15 protein-coding genes are annotated in these 19,596 nt (G+C 60.7%); 3 read left to right on the forward strand and 12 right to left on the reverse strand.

The features are described from left to right. Positions 1 to 4 precede the first annotated feature (4 nt). From C811_RS09565 to C811_RS09590, 6 genes are all read right to left on the reverse strand, one after another. Positions 5 to 850 (reverse strand): biotin--[acetyl-CoA-carboxylase] ligase, encoded by an 846-nt coding sequence (locus tag C811_RS09565; protein WP_016309361.1) that lies wholly within the window; start codon positions 848 to 850, stop codon positions 5 to 7. Then, positions 851 to 2,164 (reverse strand): dihydropteroate synthase, encoded by a 1,314-nt coding sequence (gene folP / locus C811_RS09570; protein ID WP_016309362.1) that lies wholly within the window; start codon positions 2,162 to 2,164, stop codon positions 851 to 853. Positions 2,165 to 2,252: 88 nt separating this feature from the next. Next, complete coding sequence (gene ftsH, locus C811_RS09575) at positions 2,253 to 4,523, reverse strand: ATP-dependent zinc metalloprotease FtsH (protein ID WP_198010052.1); 2,271 nt, start codon at positions 4,521 to 4,523, stop codon at positions 2,253 to 2,255. A 69-nt stretch (positions 4,524 to 4,592) separates the two neighbouring features. After that, complete coding sequence (gene hpt, locus C811_RS09580) at positions 4,593 to 5,141, reverse strand: hypoxanthine phosphoribosyltransferase (protein WP_016309364.1); 549 nt, start codon at positions 5,139 to 5,141, stop codon at positions 4,593 to 4,595. Positions 5,142 to 5,368: 227 nt separating this feature from the next. Further along, positions 5,369 to 6,091, reverse strand: a complete 723-nt coding sequence (locus tag C811_RS09585) for a succinate dehydrogenase/fumarate reductase iron-sulfur subunit (RefSeq protein WP_016309365.1) — start codon at positions 6,089 to 6,091, stop codon at positions 5,369 to 5,371. Positions 6,092 to 6,124: 33 nt separating this feature from the next. After that, on the reverse strand, positions 6,125 to 7,984 hold the full coding sequence (locus C811_RS09590; RefSeq protein ID WP_016309366.1) for an FAD-binding protein: 1,860 nt from the start codon (positions 7,982 to 7,984) through the stop codon (positions 6,125 to 6,127). Positions 7,985 to 8,173: 189 nt separating this feature from the next. On the opposite strand from C811_RS09590, the gene C811_RS15775 reads away from it, so the two are divergent. Then, the gene (locus C811_RS15775; RefSeq protein ID WP_016309367.1) at positions 8,174 to 8,785 is read left to right on the forward strand and encodes a TetR/AcrR family transcriptional regulator; all 612 of its coding nucleotides are present in this window, start codon (positions 8,174 to 8,176) and stop codon (positions 8,783 to 8,785) included. An 11-nt stretch (positions 8,786 to 8,796) separates the two neighbouring features. Here C811_RS15775 and C811_RS09600 read toward each other — a convergent pair whose 3' ends face one another. From C811_RS09600 to rlmD, 5 genes are all read right to left on the reverse strand, one after another. Continuing rightward, the gene (locus tag C811_RS09600; protein ID WP_016309368.1) at positions 8,797 to 9,477 is read right to left on the reverse strand and encodes a Maf family protein; all 681 of its coding nucleotides are present in this window, start codon (positions 9,475 to 9,477) and stop codon (positions 8,797 to 8,799) included. Positions 9,478 to 9,529: 52 nt separating this feature from the next. After that, the gene (tilS, locus tag C811_RS09605) at positions 9,530 to 10,693 is read right to left on the reverse strand and encodes a tRNA lysidine(34) synthetase TilS (protein ID WP_016309369.1); all 1,164 of its coding nucleotides are present in this window, start codon (positions 10,691 to 10,693) and stop codon (positions 9,530 to 9,532) included. A gap of 251 nt (positions 10,694 to 10,944) precedes the next feature. Continuing rightward, on the reverse strand, positions 10,945 to 11,889 hold the full coding sequence (locus C811_RS16215) for a hypothetical protein (protein ID WP_016309370.1): 945 nt from the start codon (positions 11,887 to 11,889) through the stop codon (positions 10,945 to 10,947). 4 nt (positions 11,890 to 11,893) lie between these two features. Then, on the reverse strand, positions 11,894 to 12,319 hold the full coding sequence (locus C811_RS0103285; RefSeq protein ID WP_022926489.1) for an SMI1/KNR4 family protein: 426 nt from the start codon (positions 12,317 to 12,319) through the stop codon (positions 11,894 to 11,896). A gap of 1,093 nt (positions 12,320 to 13,412) precedes the next feature. Further along, complete coding sequence (gene rlmD / locus C811_RS09610; protein WP_016309371.1) at positions 13,413 to 14,852, reverse strand: 23S rRNA (uracil(1939)-C(5))-methyltransferase RlmD; 1,440 nt, start codon at positions 14,850 to 14,852, stop codon at positions 13,413 to 13,415. Between the two features lie 44 nt (positions 14,853 to 14,896). Here rlmD and C811_RS09615 point away from each other — a divergent pair, with 44 nt between their 5' ends. Continuing rightward, the gene (locus tag C811_RS09615; RefSeq protein ID WP_016309372.1) at positions 14,897 to 15,268 is read left to right on the forward strand and encodes a phage holin family protein; all 372 of its coding nucleotides are present in this window, start codon (positions 14,897 to 14,899) and stop codon (positions 15,266 to 15,268) included. Positions 15,269 to 15,440: 172 nt separating this feature from the next. Here C811_RS09615 and C811_RS09620 read toward each other — a convergent pair whose 3' ends face one another. Continuing rightward, entirely contained in the window at positions 15,441 to 18,704 is a 3,264-nt protein-coding gene (locus tag C811_RS09620) for an ABC transporter ATP-binding protein/permease (RefSeq protein WP_016309373.1), read from the reverse strand. Positions 18,705 to 18,889: 185 nt separating this feature from the next. On the opposite strand from C811_RS09620, the gene C811_RS09625 reads away from it, so the two are divergent. Beyond that, complete coding sequence (locus C811_RS09625; protein WP_016309374.1) at positions 18,890 to 19,405, forward strand: ferritin; 516 nt, start codon at positions 18,890 to 18,892, stop codon at positions 19,403 to 19,405. Positions 19,406 to 19,596 lie beyond the last annotated feature (191 nt).

The following is a 19,596-nucleotide window of genomic DNA, read 5'->3' on the forward strand; positions in this document are numbered from 1 at the left end:
ATCCTTACGGCAGCGGGATGACGTGGGCTTCGCCGGAGGACACGGGTACGATGCGGTCGGCGGCACGTACCAGTAGGCGACCGCGCTCGTCCACGCCGACCCCCTCGCCTTCCACCATGGTCTCGCCCGAGGCGTTCTCGATGCGCAGGCGGCGGCCGTCGAGGAACGATACCGCGCCGTAGCTGGCCAGCGACGGTTGGAAGCCCAGCTCGCGCCAGCGGCCGTAGTTCACGAGCACGCGGGCGAGCACCTCGCGCTGCACGTCGGTGATGACCTCCTCGCGCCGCGCGGCGCGCTCGTCTTCGGGCAGTGCCTCCACCACCTGGGTCAGCGTCGTGCCCCGTGGCGCATCTGCGTCGGGGGCGGCCATGAGATCGGTCATGTACTCGGGAACGTTGCGCCCCTCCACAGGCTGGGCGATCTCGGGCGGGAACACGTTGATGCCGATGCCCACGCACACCCCGCCCCCGCAGGCCTCGAGCGAGATACCGCAGAGCTTGCGGTACTCGTCGCCGCGGTTGCATTCGGCGGGCATGTACACCACGTCGTTGGGCCACTTCAGCTGAATGCCATCCTCGAAGAGCGGCGCCGCCATCGCGGCGAGTGCCCGCTGCACCGACAGCCCCACCACCAGGCTCAAGGTGGCAAGGCCCGCACCGGCGACATCGGGCCGCAGCAGAAGCGACATGTACAGACCGCCCTCGGGGCTGTCCCAGAAACGGCCCTGGCGACCATAACCGCTCAGCTGACGGCGCGCACGGACGACGAGCCCCTCCGCTTTGCCTTCGCGCAGGGCGTTCTTCACCAATTCATTGGTCGAGACGACCTCGTCAACTACGGTGAGCTTCATTTACAATCGCCTCGCTTTCCCGACGCGCGCTTCTTCCGGGATCGCGCCCACAGCGGTGCCGTCGGCCAAATCCCATCCCGGTAAAATGTCCAACAGGGGCTTCACGACGAAATCGCGCTCGGCAGCACGCGGATGCGGCAGCGTGAGCTCGTCGTCGGAGGCCACATACATTTGGTAGTCCACGATATCGATGTCCAAGGTGCGCGGACCGTTTTCGACGGTGCGCACGCGACCGAGCGAGTTCTCGATGCCGTGCAAATAGCCGAGCAGCTCCTTGGGCGGCAGCCCGCTGCGCAAAAGCACCACCGTGTTCACGAAGCTATCCTGGTCCTCGAAGTAGGCCGGCTCGCTCTCGTAGAAGGGCGCCATGTCGATGATCTGGGTATCGGGCAGGCTGCACAGCTGGCCGACGGCAAGATTGATCTGGGCGATCTTCGCCTCGGTCTCCTCGCCGGGCTCGGCCACGAGCGCCACGTTGGAGCCAAGGCCCAAAACAACGGCGGGTCGCAGGTCCTTCAGGGCCGCGACGGTCATGGCCACGTTATGCGTGCGTACCACCGAGGCCCCCAGCTCGCAGGCGAGCAACGCCTCGGCCGCCGAGGCCACATCGCGCTCGCGCGGTTCCTCGATTTTGTAGGCGTAGCCCACGTAGCTCTTGCGCGAGGCGGCCACCATCACCGGATAGCCCAGATGCACGAGCTCGTGCAGGTTGCGCATGAGCTCGATGGTCTGCTTGGGAGTTTTCCCGAAGCCGGGACCCGGATCGATGCAAATGCGCGAGCGATCGACGCCGGCTGCCTCCAGGACGCGGGCTTGCTCGGCCAGGTAATCGCGCACCTCGGCCACCACATCTTCATAGGATGGATCGACTTGCATGGTCTTCGGCTCGCCGGCCATGTGCATGACCACGCACCCGCAGCCGCTCTTAGCCACCACGTCCACCATGGCCGCATCACGAAATCCCGACACATCGTTCACAACGGAAGCGCCTGCCGCCAGAGCGCGCTTTGCCACCTCGGCGTGGCGCGTGTCCACCGACACACACAACTCACGCTCGGCAAGCGCGGCGATCACGCCGCCGATGCGCTCCCACTCCGTCTCGGCATCTACCGGATCGGAGCCGGGTCGGGTCGATTCGCCGCCCACGTCGATAATGGACGCACCCTCGCGTACCATCGCGAGAGCGCGCTCGATGGCCGCCGCATCATCGGCAAACTGTCCGCCGTCGGAAAACGAATCCGGCGTCATATTCAATATGCCCATGATAATGGGCGTTGAGGTATCGAAGTCGAAACGACCGCAGTGCCATATCATACGTTGAGGGTCTCTCTTCCGTCAGCCAGCCTAAAAGGCAAGTGTAACGGTAGGAGAGACCCTCAACAACTGCGTTTCTGCGAAAGGTCTATTCGCCCTTCTTATTCGGGTCGGGGGCATCGGCGGTAGAGTCCGCCGCATCCTCGCGGTCGATCGCGGCGTTCACCTCGGCCTGATCGGGCATATCGGCGCGATCGGCATCCTCGGCGGCCTTGCGGTACGGGGCGTTCGGATCCTGGTCGCCCGGCTCCACCGGCGCTTCGCGCCAGTGCGGGTCGACCAAGGTCTCGCCCGCATCGGACGTGCCGGCCGCATCGGTCTGGGCGCCTTCCGCGTTGCCCTGGGCCGCGAGCAGCTCGGCATCCTTGGCGCGGGCAGCGGCCTCCTCGGCCTCCTTCGCAGCGATAATCTCATCCTCGCGGGCCAGGTACTCGTCCCACTTGTTGTCAAGCAGGGCCTCGCAGGCCTCGCCCTCCACGGTCTCGCGCTCCAGAAGCACGCTGGCCATGAGATCCATCTGGTCGGCGTGGTCGGCAAGGATCTTGTGGGCCCGATCGTGGGCCTCCTTCATGATCTTGGCCACTTCCTCGTCGATACGGCGGGCCGTCTCCTCGGAGTAGTCCTGGGTGTTGCCGTAGTCGCGGCCCAGGAATACCTCGTGGTTGGGCTGGCCGAACACCTGGGTGCCAAGGGGGCTCATGCCGTACTGGGTGACGATGGCCCGGGCCATCTTGCTCGCGCGCTCCAGGTCGTTGGAGGCGCCCGTGGTCACGTCGTCGCAGAAGATCTCCTCGGCCACGCGGCCGCCCATGAACACCGCCAGCTCGTCTTTCATCTCGGAAAGCGAGTTTAAGACCTTGTCCTCATCGGGAATGGACAGCGTGTAGCCGAGGGCCCGCCCACGGGAGATGATCGAGATCTTGTGCACTGGATCGGCGTGATCGAGCAGATGCCCCACCAGGGCATGGCCGCTCTCGTGGTAGGCGATGGTATGCTTGGTCTTCTCGTTCATCACGCGGCCCTTGCGCTCCGGACCGGCAATGACGCGCTCCATGGACTCGCTCACCTCGCGCATGGTGATGATCTTCTTGCCGCGGCGGGCGGTGAGCAGGGCCGACTCGTTCATGAGGTTGGCCAGATCGGCGCCGGTGAATCCCGGGGTGATCTTCGCGATCTTGCTCAGGTCCACATCCGACCCGATGGGCTTGTCCTTGGCATGCACCGTGAGAATCTTCTCGCGGCCCCTCACGTCGGGGGTGTCCACCACGATCTGGCGGTCGAAGCGGCCAGGGCGCAACAGCGCCGGATCGAGCACGTCGGCGCGGTTCGTGGCGGCGATGAGCACCACCGAGTCGTTGGACTCGAAGCCGTCCATTTCCACAAGCAGCTGGTTCAGCGTCTGCTCGCGCTCGTCGTGACCGCCGCCGAGACCCGTGCCGCGCTGACGGCCCACCGCGTCGATCTCGTCGATGAAGATGATAGCCGGAGCCGCATCCTTGGCCTGCTGGAACAGATCGCGCACGCGGGAGGCGCCCACACCCACGAACATTTCCACGAAGTCGGAACCGGAAATGCTGAAGAAGGGCACGCCCGCCTCGCCGGCCACAGCACGAGCCAAGAGCGTCTTGCCGGTGCCCGGAGGGCCCACGAGCAAACAGCCGCGGGGTATCTTCGCACCCATGGACTGGTACTTCGCCGGATTCGCCAGGAAGTCCTTGATCTCCTGCATCTCCTCCACAGCCTCATCGACGCCGGCCACGTCCGAGAACTTCACGTCGGGGCGCTCCTCGGCGGCCTTCTTCGTCTTGGCCTTGCCGAAGTTCATCTGGGAGTTGTTGGCCTGCTGCATCTTGAAGAAAAAGAAGAATAGCAGGCCGCCGATGATGAGAATGGGCAGCAGCGTGGCGAAGATCTCCAGGAACGGGCTCGGCAGCGTCACCTGGTAGGACACGTCCGGATGAGCGGCCAGAAGCTCGCCGAGAGAATCGCTGCCCACGTAGGTGGAGGTGTAGTTGTGTTCCTTGCCCAGGGTGGCCGGCTCAAGGGTGGTAGTGCCCACGCCGGCAAGCGTCTTGCCCTCGGGGTTCTTCTCGGTGGACACGAGCGCATTCATAGCGTCGAAGGCGCCGTTGAAGGCCTCGGCGGCCTCGGCTCCGGCGGTGACGGCCGGGAAGTAGGCGCCCGATACCGTGTAGTCTCCAGCCGAGTAGGTGACCGATTTCACGCGGCCCTGTTCCACGGCCTGGGTGAACTCGGAGGTGATGAGCTGATCGGTAACCGTCGCGCCCGTCGCGCCCGTGCGCATGAACTGACTGCCCACGAAAAACGCCACAGCCAGAAGAATGATGACCATGACCATGGTGGTGCGGGACGACGATGAGGGGGTCGGAATTTTCGGATTGTTGTCTGCCATAGTTGGTTTCTGCCTTTACTGGTAGATCTCGGGCTTCAGAACGCCGATGTAGGGAAGGTTGCGGTAACGCTCGGCATAGTCGAGGCCGTAGCCGACAATGAACTTGTCGGGGCAGGTGAAGCCGACATAGCGGCACGGGATATCGGCCTGGTTCTCCGTGTTCTTGCGCATGAGCGCCGCCACGGTCATGGAGGCCGGACCGCGCGACTCCAAGTTCTGCATCAGGTACTTCAGCGTGAGGCCCGAGTCGATGATGTCCTCGGCGATGATGACGTGGCGACCGCGGATGTCGGTATTCAGATCCTTCAAAATGCGCACCACCCCGGAGCTCTTCACGCCGTTGCCGTAGGAGGACACGGCCATGAAATCCACCTCGAGCGGCAAATCGATGGCCCGGATAAGATCGCAGGTGAACACCGCGCCGCCCCGCAGGATGGAGATGACCACAATGCCGTCGGAGCCGGCTACCCCAGCGTAGTCGCGGGTGATGGCCTCCCCCATCTCGCGCACGCGATCGGCGAGATCCTGCTCGGAGAAGTAAATCTCTGAAATGTCGTTATGCACGTGAGCTACTTTCTTCCACCGTCCGGCCACGAAGGCGCGGACATTCCCTAATCGCAGACCAGTGTACCAAAGACCTGAAAACGCACGCTCGCGATATGCGAACGCAACACAGTTGTTTCATTCAAGGAAGAAAGCGGAAGGCGGGGTGGATCGCCGTGGCATGCAAAAAGCCCGCCGCAAATCCGAAGATCACGGCGGGCTCGAAGAGGGAGGGCGCGCGTCAATTCCTAGAAGGGCATAAGTTTGGACTTCTTTTCAGTCAGGGAGCGCTTCTCGGCTTCGGCTCGAAGCTCGGTCCACGTCTGAAGATGCTCGATCTCGTGCACCGGGCACACCTCGTCGCACTTGCCGCACATGATGCAGTTCCACAGCCCCTCCTGCACGGCCTGAACGATGCGATCGCCCTGATCAAGCGGATCGTAGTGGCGCAAGGCGATACCGATCATAGCCGCCGGACCGACGTAGTTCCCGCCTTCATCGAGGCTGTTCACCGCTGGGCACATTGACTGGCAGCAGCCACATCGAGCGCACCACTCAAGCGGATCGACCTTGTTGAACACCTTCTCGTAGTCGATCGGCGCAATAGCCTCCTCATGCGAGATGGGAGTTGCACGAACGCGCTGCTCAACGCCAGAGATGCGATCATGGAAGCGTGTCTTGTCGACGACGAGATCACGGACGATGGGAAACCCGGCAAGCGGCTCAATGAGCACATCCTCGTCCTTCATGGCCTTAGTGCACGCCGTGCACGACTCGCCGTTCACCATAACCGCGCAGCGCCCGCACACGCGCCCGCGACAGGAATAGTCAAAGGCAATCGGCTCGATATTCTCGTGGATATAGAGGATCGCCTTAAGCACTGTGAGATTCTCGGACATAGGCACATCGTAATCTTGCAGATACGGTTCGGAATCAACAGTCGGATCGTATTTTTGAATCGTGACTTTCATTGCGTCTCCTTCTTTCTCGCGCAGTGAGGTACGCTACGCCATAACCTGCTCGAACTTCTCAGCCTGCATAACGCCGTCCTTCAAGGTGCAGGTGATGCTGGCATGCCAGTTTTCCTCATCGGGCTCAGGGAAATCGGTGCGGTAGAACGTGTCGCGCGATTCCTCACGGAGCATCGCCGCGCGAATGACCGCCTCAGTCATGTCGATAAGATTGTAGTTCTCGATGGCGTCGCGCCACTCGCGATTCCAAACCACGCTCTTGTCCATTACCGTCATCTTGGGCAGATCCTCGCTCTTGATGCGCTCGATCTCGTCGAGGCACGCTTGGAGCTTGTCCGCATCGGTAGCAGGCTCATAGGCATCGTAGAATGTCGTCTGCAAATTGTGGCGAATCACATGGGGGCGGATGCCGTTCTCGGCGCTCCGGGTGCGAATCTCGTCGATACGGCTGATCTCCGCCTCGGCCACCGACCAGTCGATAGCCGGCGCAGCGGCGCTCGCAGCATATTCGGCGGCCCTCCTGCCCGCATAGGAGCCGACGAACGTCTGCTGGGTAATATGGCCCTTCACTTCGCCGTATCCACGCGTGCCGAACAAGCCGGGAAGCTGGGATTGGGCATTCTCGTCGATGAGGAACGTGCCGCCGTGCTCGAAGGCCTCGAGCTTGACGGGGATCTTGTAACCGGGCTCCGTGACATCGATTCCGAATTCCGACTTCCACAGCTCGACATTGCGCGCATAGCAGGGGCGCGTGTTCTCACGATCGAGGGCATCGGGGTCAGTCAGGTCGATGAACACGCCGCCGTGCTCACCTCCCTTTCCTGCGAGCACCGTGTCACGAATGGCGCGCGATACGTCGTATTGATCAGTCTCGCGCATGAAGAAGTTGCCGTCCTTGTCGCACACGTACTTCATGTGATTGCCATCGGCGCCAATGCCCGCGTTAAAACTCGCGCCCAGGGAAGAAGGCTCCACGCTAATGAGGTCAACTCCGAAAAACTCGTTGCCGATAAGAGAGCAGCCATGACGATAGGCCGCCGCATCTACGTCTCCGGTATTGTCGGGAACGTTCATGGATACCGGGTGCACGTCCAGCCAACCATACATCTGGCAGCACGCGCCCACCGACGACACCGTCGCCTTCGCGCGGAAGACTCGATACTCCCCCGTCAGGCTGTGGTAGCCGATCGCCCCGACGCACTGCCCGTCATTGACAAAGAGATCGGTGATCATGGTGTTGTCCATCACCGTAATAGGAAGCGTCTTCATAAGATCGGTGTGATGGCGGGAGAAGCCGCGCTGCACGAGGTTAACGCCCTGACCGGCTGAAATCAGATTTTCGATGCTGCCGTCGGGAAGACGATTCCACGTCGTACCGCCCATGCGCACCCACCAGAGCATCGCATTCCAGGCCTCAGCCTCGTTGCCCACCATCTCCCACACATTCTTAACCAGCTTCTGATTTGCCAGCGTGTCGTTGAAATTGGAGAACTCGAAGCTCTCGGGAGCCTCATCGGGCCATGTGACCTCCTGGTCCCAATTCATGCCCTGGGCGCCAGAGAAGCCGAACGATGCCTTATCGATCATCAGCACGCGCTGGCCCTTTGCCATAGCCTGCATCGCGGCGGCCATTCCACCGAAGCCCGTTCCGATAACGAGCACGTCGGTATCGTAAACGGAATAGGTGAGCATTGTCCCATCGGCACCCGCAACCGCAGCGGCAGGCGCGGCGTCCTCCCCCGTGGCGGGCAACTCTCCTTGCGGAGCGCACGCAGTCAAGCCGGCGCCGGCGAAGAGCGCTGTTCCGGCGAGCAGGCCGCCGGCCTTGAAGAACTGACGGCGCGAAACCCGTGCACCGCCCCCCGCAGGCGAATTGAACTCCTCGTTGCTCATTGCAACCTCCTCCTTCGCAGTAACCTCTCTTCCCAAAAAAAGCTTTCCCTGGGAAGCTGTCAATGGTAGTTTTCCATTGGGGGAACTGGCTATGCAGCTTATAAATGCCATTGCCGTCAGTGAAATCAGAACCCTTCGTCAAGCGGTGCGCGATTGCTTGACGAAAGGGCGTAAAAGTCAGGAGGGGCTATGTTGAACGAGTATGCTGGCTCGATCGAGGATATCGACGAGATACGAATCCGCATCATCGAGGCGATAGATCGCCCCATCGATGAGCTCTCAATCCGGGACATTTGTGCCAGAGCGCACATATCCAAGCAGACCTTTTATTCGCGCTTCTCCTCCAAGTACGATATCGCAAACTGGTTTTGCGCCCGATTCGAGGAGCGCACGCTCAATCAAATCGGACGCACGCTCACGTGGGAAGAGGGCGTCCTCGCGCACTTCAAGACCATTGCGCAGCAGAAGGAATTCCTGGCTCGCACATCTCTCAACGGAGGAAAGGATCGCGGCGAGGCGACAAAGGCGCGTAGGAGACGAGCGATCGTAGAAACGCTCACCCAGTGTCGCGGCATTACCCTGAACATACGGTTTCGCTTCCTTATCGAGGCCTATCTCGAAATGGAGGTATTCCTCTGCGGAGAATGGTTCCGCTCGGGATTTACCCCCGCGCCAGAGGAGTTCTCATCCTATTACATAGGCTGCGTGCCCGGAGAACTCTACGATCTGCTCGAGTTGCCAAAAGACGAGCGCGCTATCTATGAAAGCGAGAACGAGCCCTTCGCGCGGTTCTATGTCTAATATCCAGCGCCCTACTTCACTTCCGCCTGAAGCAGGTCCGGGAATTCCTTGATGAGGCGGTCGGCGGGCAGGCCGATGATGGTGTCGAGGGCACCGTCGTAGTGGTCCACGAGGGCGGCTCCCTCGCCTTGGATGGCGTAGGCACCGGCCTTGTCGAAGGACTCGCCCTTCTTGAGGTAGTCGGCGATCTCCTCGTCGGTCAGATCGCGGAAGGTGACACGGCTTATATCGGCGAAGGTGCGGAAGCCGAGCGAGATGTCCTCGGCGGCCGGGGCGCTGATCATCCATACCGACACGGCGGTGATGACCTCGTGGGTGCGGCCCGACAGCTCGCGCAGCATGTGCTTCGCGTCCGACAGGCTGCGGGGCTTGCCGTAGATCTTCCCGTCGAGCACCACCATGGTGTCGGCTCCGATGACGATGAGCATGCCCACGTAGCTCTGGGCGAGCACCTCCTGCACCACCGCCCCCGCCTTGCGCTCGGCGAGCTTCTTCGCCGCCTCCTCGGGGTTGGCAGCCAGATCGGGCTCGAGGCTCTCGTCCACCGGCGTTTCCGGCGTGTGCACGATGAACTTCACGCCGGCCTGCTCCAACAGCTCGCGGCGGCGGGGGCTCGCGCTGGCGAGCACCACCTCGAAGGCGGGGGCGGAAGTCGGGGCGGCGGATTCAGGCTGAGGCGTTTCTTCGGTCATGGGGACGTCCTTTCGGGAGGGGTCGGATGAATGCGGGAGTGCAGGCGCCGCCCTACGAAGCGGCCTCGGGGGATTGGGGCGCGGCGGCACGTTCGCCGGCCTTTTCCCTGTCGCGCTTCCGACGGGCGCGGAAATAGGCCATTGGCTCCACGAGGACGCCCTGCTTATTGGCGCTCACGGCCAAGTCGTGCTGGATGTTGGTCACGTACCCGCCGCGCGGCTTGCCCTCGGCAAAGCCGTCGAGCACCGCCTCCACGCTGGAGGTCTCCACCCGGGCGTCGGGGCCGAGCATGGCCTGGAGCAGCTGGAGCACGGCCCGGCGCTGCAGAGGCCGCGCGGCAGCCCCGAAGGCCGGGCGCAGGCGGAAGCCCTCGGAGCGGTCCAACCCGAAGGTGTCGTCGGCGGCCACCCACTCGCTGTCGCACTGCGCCAGCTCGCCGGCCATGGCCTCCAGCATGTCGTCCTCGTCGGCGATGAGGTTCATGGATCGCACGAGCACCTCGGGGAGTGCCTCGTTCCACTCCTTGCAGGGGGGCACCACCTTGTGGCGCACATAGGCGCGGAAGCGGTCGGTGTGGGCGTTGGTGGCGTCCTCGCGCCAGAGGTTGCCGGCCTCGTCGCACACGCAGGGCTCGCCGGCCGCCTCGCGGGCAGCCAGGAAGGCCCGCAGCTCATCGCGGGTCGCATCGAGCAACGGGCGCACCACCGGACCGTTCTCGTAGCGCATGGAGCGAAAGCCCCCCGGGCCGGTGCCCACGATGGAGCGCATGTAGAAGTTCTCGATGCGGTCGTCGGCGGTGTGGGCCGTGAAGATGCGCGCCTCGGAAAGCGGGCAGCCCTCGTGCTGGCACATCGAGCGCAGCGCCTCGTTGGCAGCCAGGTAGCGCTCGCGCCGGGCCACCGCCTCCACGTTCTCATGGGAGCGCGCGGCCTCGGCGGCGATGTCGATGGAGCAGATGAACAGCGGGATGTGCAGCAGCTCGGCCAGCGACGAGACGAAGCGCTCGTCGCCGTCGGCTTCCTCGCCGCGCAGCTGATGGTTCACGTGCAGCATGGCCACCGGGCCAATGTCGCCGGCCTCGCGCAGGGCCGCGCCCAGATAGGCGAGCGCCGTGGAGTCGGAGCCGCCCGATACCATGAGCAGCACAGCCGCGTCGTCGGCGACCAGATTGTGGGCCTTAATGGTTTCGCGGGCTTTTTCCAGTACGTCAGTCATTTTCCTTCTCCAGCATTACGATAGATTCCATGTAGTTCGATTGCTTCGAACCGATATCGTATTTCTGCAGTCGTTTGCGAGGATTTATCAAATCACATTTTGCAAAAAGTACACTGGTTTTTTATTCTCGTCCGCTCCCGGAAACGGGTCAACGACCTTGCTCCTACTTATAATATGCGGGCGCGCAGAATTGCTGACCGCCTCAAGGCCTCGTTCTGGCGAAACAAGACCGAAAACCCATCACCTCGACTCTAGTTATCGCATTTACCGCCACGTCGATACGGTTCTTTTTCTTTCAAGACCACACCATCTTTTGTGTGATAATGCTGTGCATGCGCGGACACCGTATGCTCTTCAGGTGAAGACCTCTCATCTGGATAATCCCCATCAGAGAACGGACTACCACAATCATCACCATCCTGAGTGCCTGCATAGTCATCGTTAAAAGAATAGCTGGAATAATTATCCGACGAAGACGATCTTGAACCGCCACTTGATCCTTTACCGCTATTTGCGATCGCGTCAACTCCGACTACTAAAGCAGCCATTCCCGCACTCTTTAGTACGCCAGATAATACTGGATGTCTTTCGCAAAATCCTTTGACAGCGTTAACCGCATGGAGAACCTTATCTCCGAAGCTTTCGTGTGCCTCTGGTGGAGCTACCGTAGTTTTACTTTGCAATTTGGTTTCTGAGTGATACGCCTCATCTTCCTGCCATGAAGGCTTCACGTGTCCTCTTGACTCTACTTCCGCTATGGGCGCTTTCAATTCGTCGTTTTTGTTCTGACTGTCAGCAACAGGACCGCAAACCGGCTTACTGAGATTAATAGCTGTACAGGGAGTAGGTTTACTCTCCCCAAAATCCACAAACTTTTTAGTTTCCGGATTGTAATACCAATTGGTCGGATTTTGCCAACTACCCCTATGAGCCTCCAGGTGTTCTTCTCTTGTAAGAAACTGTATGTTATCCGGATCTCCCTGATATTTCGGATATTCTGCAGCGCTCTTCATGTGCTGGCCTTCAAAGGCACGTCCGTTTTCGTCGTAGGCTTTTCCCTTATCAGGATCAAGAATGTCCTTTTGTTGATCCTGAGACCAGTCTCTTGTTCCCTTGCCTTCAGAGACTAATTTTTGTTCTCTTTCCCAGGCAAGTCTTATTGCTTTATTTCTTTCCCTTATGCTCGTTTTTGACATAGGATCATTCTCCTATCCCAAGCAATTCATAAAGGTCATTTAAAAAGGCGTAGAAGTCATCATAAGTCAGCTCGTCATCAATATCACCAGCTTCATGATCATATATTGAAATCCTCTCGTCCGACTTCTCGCATAATACTGGATCACCTGAAGCCAAAGCGCCAATGACAATATATTTTTCATCTGGCCTGTCGTTTTCATCTACATCGATTATTGGCTTATGTGCCACACCGTAAAGCTGCACTCCGGCGGGAAGAAACAACTCGCCACCGTCAGAGTACCGCAACCATTCTTTATACTTTTCAGGGAGTTCAATTCCATGATCTCTCTCGAACTGAGCAATCTGTTCCTCAGTTGCCCCTTCAAGAAAAATCATCTTTCCCTGCTCATTTAACTTATCTATAATAGCTTTTAATTCTCTTGAAATCATACACTAACTCCTTTATGTCGCAGATCACTCGCGGAGTTTCTGATTGGCTAGCCCTTAAGCATTGAATCCGGAGGATCACGAGCCTTACTGTCTTTCCCGCATAATCAGACGCTGAAGATTAGGAAGGCTAACCTTGCCGTTCTTGACACCACTAAGTAGATCGCCGACCTTGCTTGGAATGTTATCAAACAATTCTTTTCCCATGTGGCCCAGTCTTCCTCGCCTACAAAGTTTTTGAAGTATTCTGCCAGATATATTCGATTTCGTCCTTCACGCTGGTTCGACTGCACTCTGATAACGAGGCCTTCGGTTTTAATTTCCCAGTGCCGTTGCCCTTCGGAGTTTTACTTGATATATCGTGCTGACTCTCACGAGAAGCTATTTCCCTGAGACAGGATTGTCGGCGGATTTTTGGCACCATACTCCACGCATTCATACCAGTTACTGGCGTCCAGCCCCCATCACCCTTAATGCGCCTGAACTCATTGAAAATCGCAAGAAGTGCCGTAGGTCAAAATTCGATCTTTGTGAGGCCTGCCTTTTTCTTCTTGATAGCTTTCTCGATAACCCATTCAAAATCAGTCTCTGTGACGAAATCGGGCAGACGAATGACAGAAGCCCATCCGAAATTCTCCTTGTGAGCATGGTCGATTCCAGCAGCATCATCCTGTCGCAGGAATCCTTCCAGCGGAGGAACAGCGTAATTGCAATATCCGTCAATTCGATGGCCGCCTTTTTCGTTTATCTTTATGGAAGTGCAACGCCACAGAGCAGCCTGATAGACTGCTTGTGCTCCCCATTTCCCACACTCGGATCACTATGTCCGCAAATCGCGATATGACTCATGCCTGGAATTATCACGCTAGACGGCTTATTCGTTGGCATGTAGGATTCTTTATGCTTCTTTTTGATTACAGGTTCATAATGCTTCCGCCATATTCCTCCCCGACCTCTATCTCACGGCACAAACCTCCGATATCAAACTCGGCAACTCAACTCTTACACTTTTGGCCCGTATTGCCCTTGGATAAGTTGCTGCAGAACGTTCTACCTGCCCGATACCGAGTTTACCCGATTGGCCAAACCTACAGTATTAAAGGGCTTTCTCCAGTACGTCAGTCATTTTCCTCTCCAGCATCACAATGGATTCCACGTGGTCGGTGTGGGGGAACATGTCGACGGGACGGATGGCGCGCACCGCGTAGCCGCTCTCCGTAAGCTGGCGCACGTCGCGGGCCTGGGTGGCGGGGTTGCAGGAAATGTACACGATGCGCTCGGGGGCCAGGGTTGCGGCGGCGGCGAGGAACGCGGGCGTCGAGCCGGCCCGGGGCGGGTCCATGAGGAGCACGAGCGGGCAGGGACGCTCCCCCGACGCGGCGAGCTCTTCCATGAACGCCGTGGCGTCCTCGGCGACGAACGCGGCGTTTTTCACGCCGTTGTGGCGGGCATTGCCCGCGGCATCGCGGATGGCCGATTCCACCGCATCAACGCCGACGACGCGGGCGGCTCCCCGCTTGGCGGCCACCAGGCCGATGGTGCCCGTGCCGCAGTAGGCATCGATCACCGTCTCCGCCCCCGTGAGCCCGGCCAAGCGGATGGCCTCGTCGTAGAGCACCTCGGTCTGCGTGGCATTCACCTGGTAAAACGACTGGGATGAGATGCGGAAGCTGAGACCGCACAGCGTGTCCAAAATGAACCCCGGGCCGTAGAGCACGCGCTCCTTCTCGCCGAGGATCACATTGGTGGCCCGCGTGTTCACGTTCTGCACGATGGTGGTGATCTCGGGCACGCGGCGCACGAGTTCGCGGCAGAAGGACTTCGCCGAGGGGAACTCGTCGCCGTTGGTGACCACCGTGACCAGCACCTCGCCCGACTCGTGGCCCACCCGCACCACGGCGTGACGCACGAAGCCGGTTCCGGCGTCCTCGTCGTAGGGCTCCATGCCCCAGCGGGCCATGATGTCGCGGATGGCCAGGGTGACGCGCTTGGCCGTTTCGTTCTCGATGGCACAGGCATCGGTGGGAATGAGGCGATGGCTGCCCGGTGCGTACATGCCCGTGAGGATGTCGTCGCGGGTCAGCTTGGCATCGCCGCCCTTCCCCTTGCCGCCGGCTCGCCGCGCTTTCCCCTTGGCGGGCGCATAGGGCGAGATGACCTTGTTGCGGTAGTGGAAGGACTCTTCCATGCCGATAATCGGCAGCATCGCATCGGCCGGAGCAAGGCCCTCGAAGAGTTCGGCCACGCGTTGCTGCTTGGCCGCCAGCTGCGCCTCGTAGGGCACATCGAGCTGACTGCAGCCGCCGCAACGGCCGAACACGGGGCAGGGCGCGCAGGCACGGGCCGCCGAGGAGCGCGATGCGGGTCGAGAGCCGGCAGGAGCTCCCGTTGCCGGACGAGCGCCTTCGCGCCCGCGGTCGCTGGGGCGCCCCGCGCCGTTGCGGCCGCCGACGCCCCGCCGCGCACCACAGGCCTTCCCCACCTTGGCGGAGCGGTTACTGGCGCGTTTCGGCTTGTTGTCATGTTTTCTCGTCATAGACTCATTTTGACATAATGGGGCCACTGGAAAAGGAGGTAATCATGAACTTCATTATTCGCTGGATCGTGACCGCCATCGCCGTGGCCGCCGCCGTGTGGATCGTGCCCGGCATCGACATCATCGGTGCCGACGCCTCATGGGTGGGCATCGCGCTGTTCGCGCTCATCCTGTCGCTCGTGAACATGTCCATCAAGCCGATTTTGCAGGTGCTGTCGCTGCCGGTGACGGTGCTCACCCTGGGCATCTTCTACCTCGTCGTGAACACACTGCTGCTCTACATCGCGGCATGGCTCGCCAACGGCCTGTTCGGCGCGGGCTTCTACATCGCCAGCTTCGGCAGCGCCTTTGTGGCCTCCATCGTCATCTCCATCGTATCGGCCCTCGTGAACGGCCTTGTGGGCAACGACGCCTAGCGACCGCGCCAACCGAGGCGAGCAAGCCGCGAGGGCGTGGCGCGCCCCTACGTGCAGTTCCGCAGCGACGGGAGGCGCCCGGTAGGCGCTTCCCCGAAGCGAGGACTGCCCGAGCATGGAGGCACGCCATGCCTTCGCGGCCGGACGCCCCGCGCCCCCGCAGTCGTTCGGGCTACTCGCTGCGCAGGGCCTCCACCGGGTCTTTGCGGGCGGCGGCCATGGCCGGGAAGAGACCGGCGATGAACGAGAGGAACACGCTGATGGCCACCAAGATGGCCGCGGCCGTCGGCGGCAGCAGGGCCACATCGGGCACATCGAGCAGCGAGTACACGAGCGCGTTCACCGGAATGCTCACCAGTGCCACCACGCCCACGCCCATAAGGCCTGCCACCAGTCCCTCGATAATGGTCTCGGCATTGAACACACGGCTGATATCGCCCTTCGATGCGCCGATGGCGCGCAGGATGCCGATCTCCTTCTTGCGCTCGAGCACCGAGATATAGGTGATGATGCCGATCATGATGGACGACACCACCAGCGAGATGGCCACGAACGCGATGAGCACGTAGCTGATCATGTCCACGATGGTGGTGACCGACTTCATCAACGTGCCCACGAAGTCGGTGTAGGTGATCTTCTTGTCCTCCTGATCCGAGGCCTGCATGCGATCGTTGTAGTCGTCCAGAATGGCGATGACCTGCTGCTTCGCCTCGAAATCCTTCGGATAGATCTCGATCTCCGAGGGCTTCGAGAGCTGCGCGTAGCCGAGCTTGGCCAAATTCCCGTCGAACGAGGTTCCCTCGCGGTTCATGAGCGCCGTCATCAGCTCCGAGAGCTCCTCTTCGGTCATCGCGAATTGGAAGGCGTTCTTGAAGGCGTCCGCGTCAACCGACATGGCCCCCGGAATGCTTTCCTGGAACTGCTTCATAACCTTCTTCACCGACGCCTCGGTTTTCTTGGAGATGGCGGCCATGGTCTTTTTCATGTAGCTCTGCATGGTACTTTCCAGGGCGGCCGACAGCTTCGAGGCCATTTCCTTCTGCATGGCGTTGGTGTCGACCATCTTCGCGGCGTATTTCGCCATAATGCCCTGAACCTCGGGGCTTTGGGCATAGGATTCGAGCGTCTCCTGGGCCAACGCCTGGAAGTCCGGCGGAGTGCCTGAGGCCGCCGCCTGCTGGTAGGCCGCACCGAGTGCCTGAGTATAGCCGGCCAGAGCCGAACCCATCATCTCGGCGAGCGCGTCCTCGTTGAAGGCCGAGGACAGATCCAGATCGAGATCCTTTGCGGACAGGGAGGGCGCGGCCGGCAGATCGTCGGCGGAAAGCCCCTCGGAAAGCGCGCTCGTATCCGTATTCAGCTTCGACTCGTCGAACTTGAAGGCATCCTGCAGGGCGTCTTCATCCACATTGAACAGCGAATCGGTGTCGAGCTTTCCCTCTTCCTCCTCGTCTTTCTCGGCGAACGAGATGCCGTCGAACACGTTCACCGTGGGATAGTCCAACTGCTCCTGCACGATACGCGCCTCGCCGGCCTTCTCGATAATATGCTGCGTCAGCGCCGGCGTGTAGTAGATGCCCATGGAGAGCGCCGTGGCCTTGGCCTCCGGCTTGGGCTGCACGATGCCGACGATCTTCAGGTCTTCGCCGCCATCGACGAGCTCCTTCATGTATGCCTCGTCATCGGTCTTGTCCACCCACACCTTGTGCTCTTTGTCGTAGGTGTAATAGTCGGCCGCGCTCACGAGCTTCATGGACACGCCGAGCAGCTGGTCGTAGGTCAGATCGAGCTCGTCGGTGGGCGCGGTTACCTCCTCCTCGTTCATGAACTGCTCGATCATGTCGTCGAGCGCCTGATGGTCGCGCAGGCCGAGGGCGTAGGTGACCAGATCGGGCACGTTGCCGTTGCCGCTCAGCACCAGCACGCACTCGTTGTAGGCTTCGGGCCACTTCCCCGCCTTCACGTCGTACTGGCCTTCCACAATGGAGGCGTTGCCCATCATCTCGGAGAACACGTCGGTAGAGTACATGGTGGACATGAGCGCGTTGGACGATCCGCCGCCCATGCCGAAAGCGGAGAACGTGGTGTCGGGATTGATCTGCCGCACGCCGTTCTCGGTGTTGGCGTCGAAGATCTGCGGAATGACGTTGTAGCGGTACTCGATGGAGTTCACGTACTGCTCGATGCCGTCGCCCCCCTCGTCGAAGAAGAGCTTCAGCGCGGCCAAGTCGTTGTTCTCCAGGCTGGCGAACATGTTCGTGACCATCTTGAACTCGTGCACACCGCCAGCGTCGGCCCCCTCGCCCTCGGCCGCGCCCTCGCCTTCGGCGGTCTCGCCCTCGCCGGCGGCCTCGCCCTCAGTCTCCTCGTAGGTGCCGCCCTTGACGCCGACCGCGGCAAGGGCGTCGGCCATCTCGTCGCCGGAGCCTTCCGCGCCCTCGTCTTCCGCCGGCGCATCCCCTTCCCCGCCTGCGCCCATGGTCATGAGCGAGGTCATATCGAAGCCCGTGGACATGATCTGCAGCGGGTACACCGAAAGCGTCTCCTCCTCAGTGTTCTGGATGTAGTTGTCCACGCCATTGGCGAGCGCAAGAATAGCCGCGATGCCGATGATGCCGATGGAGCCGGCGAAAGCCGTCATGATGGTACGGCCCTTCTTGGTCATGAGGTTGTTGAAGGACAACGCGAGCGCCGTGAGAAAGCTCATAGACGTGCGACGGGTGCGCTTGCGGGAGAGGTGCATCTCCTCCTCGGTGGGGAAATACGGGTTCGTGTCGGAGCGGATGACGCCGTCGGCCAGATTCACCGTGCGCGTGGCGTACGCGGCAGCGAGCTCCGGATTGTGGGTGACCATGATGACGAGCCGGTCCTTGGCGATCTGGGTGAGCAGGTCCATGATCTGCACCGACGTGTGCGAATCGAGCGCGCCGGTGGGCTCATCGGCCAGCACGATCTCCGGGTCGTTGATGAGAGCGCGGGCAATGGCCACGCGCTGCATCTGGCCGCCCGAAAGCTGGCTCGGCTTCTTGTTCAGATGATCGGAGAGGCCCACGGCCTCAAGCGCCTCTTTCGCGCGGCGCGTGCGCTCGGAGCGGCCCACGCCCGAAAGCGTCAACGCCAGCTCCACGTTCTGCAGAATAGTCTGATGCGGAATGAGGTTGTAGCTCTGGAACACGAAGCCGACGCGGTTGTTGCGGAAGGCGTCCCAGTCGCGGTCCTTGTACCGATGGGTGGAGACGCCGTCAACGATCATGTTACCGGAGTCGTAGTGATCCAAGCCTCCCATTACGTTCAGCAGCGTGGTCTTGCCCGAGCCCGAGGGGCCCAAAATAGCCACGAATTCGTTATCGCGGAACGAGATGGACACGTCGTTCAAAGCCGCTTGGACAAAATCGCCCGTACGATAGGATTTGCAGATGTTCTTGAGCTGGAGCATTCGCGTCTCTTTCCCTCTTCTCCCAATCGCGCCTATTATGATGCTCTCGACAGAGGGCTTCTAACGCTTTTGTCAAAAAGCGAGTTATTTGCACAGATTTGCCACGGCAGCGGGTGATTTCGCGGTATTCTGTCCAGGTTCGATTTCCCGCCGGCCCGCAAGCCGCGCAAGCAGAAAGGACTTCCATGGACGCCAAGGTGTACGAACTCATCAACGACCAGATCAACAAGGAGCTCTACAGCGCCTACCTGTACCTCGCTTTCGCCGACTACTACGAGGAGGAGGGTCTGTCCGGCTACGCCAACTATTTCGAGATCCAGGCGCAAGAGGAGCGCGACCACGCCATGATCTTCCGCAAGTACCTGCATGAGAACGGCGAGAAGGTGAAGCTTTTGGCCATCGAGCAGCCCGAGGTGACCTTCGCGAACTTCCTGGAGCCGCTGGAGGCTGCCATGGAGCACGAGCAGTACGTGACCTCGCTCATCCACGACATCTACGCCGCGGCGCTCGAGGCCCACGACTACCGCGCCCAGAAGTTCTTGGGTTGGTTCATCGACGAGCAGATGGAGGAAGAGGACAACGCCGACACCATGATCACCAACATGAAGCTGTTCGGCGGCGACCCGAAGGGCCTCTACGACCTGGATCGCGAGTGCGCCTCCCGCGTGTACTCGGTGCCGAGCCCCCTGGCCGCCGAGTAAGCCGCACTCGAAGGCGCGCCGGCCGATGCTGAGCGGAAAGCTGCAGACATCGGCCGGCTTTTTTGGCGCCTTTTTTCGAAATTGGTGCACACGCCCCCGCTGCACGTCCCTTTCCGTATGGAAAATGGTGGTATGGCCGCGTTTTGAGCGTCGGAATCGGCAGAACCGCGGGGCGTTTGCACCAATTTCGA

Origin of the sequence: Adlercreutzia caecimuris B7 (assembly GCF_000403355.2) — a bacterium.
GTDB lineage: Bacteria > Actinomycetota > Coriobacteriia > Coriobacteriales > Eggerthellaceae > Adlercreutzia > Adlercreutzia caecimuris.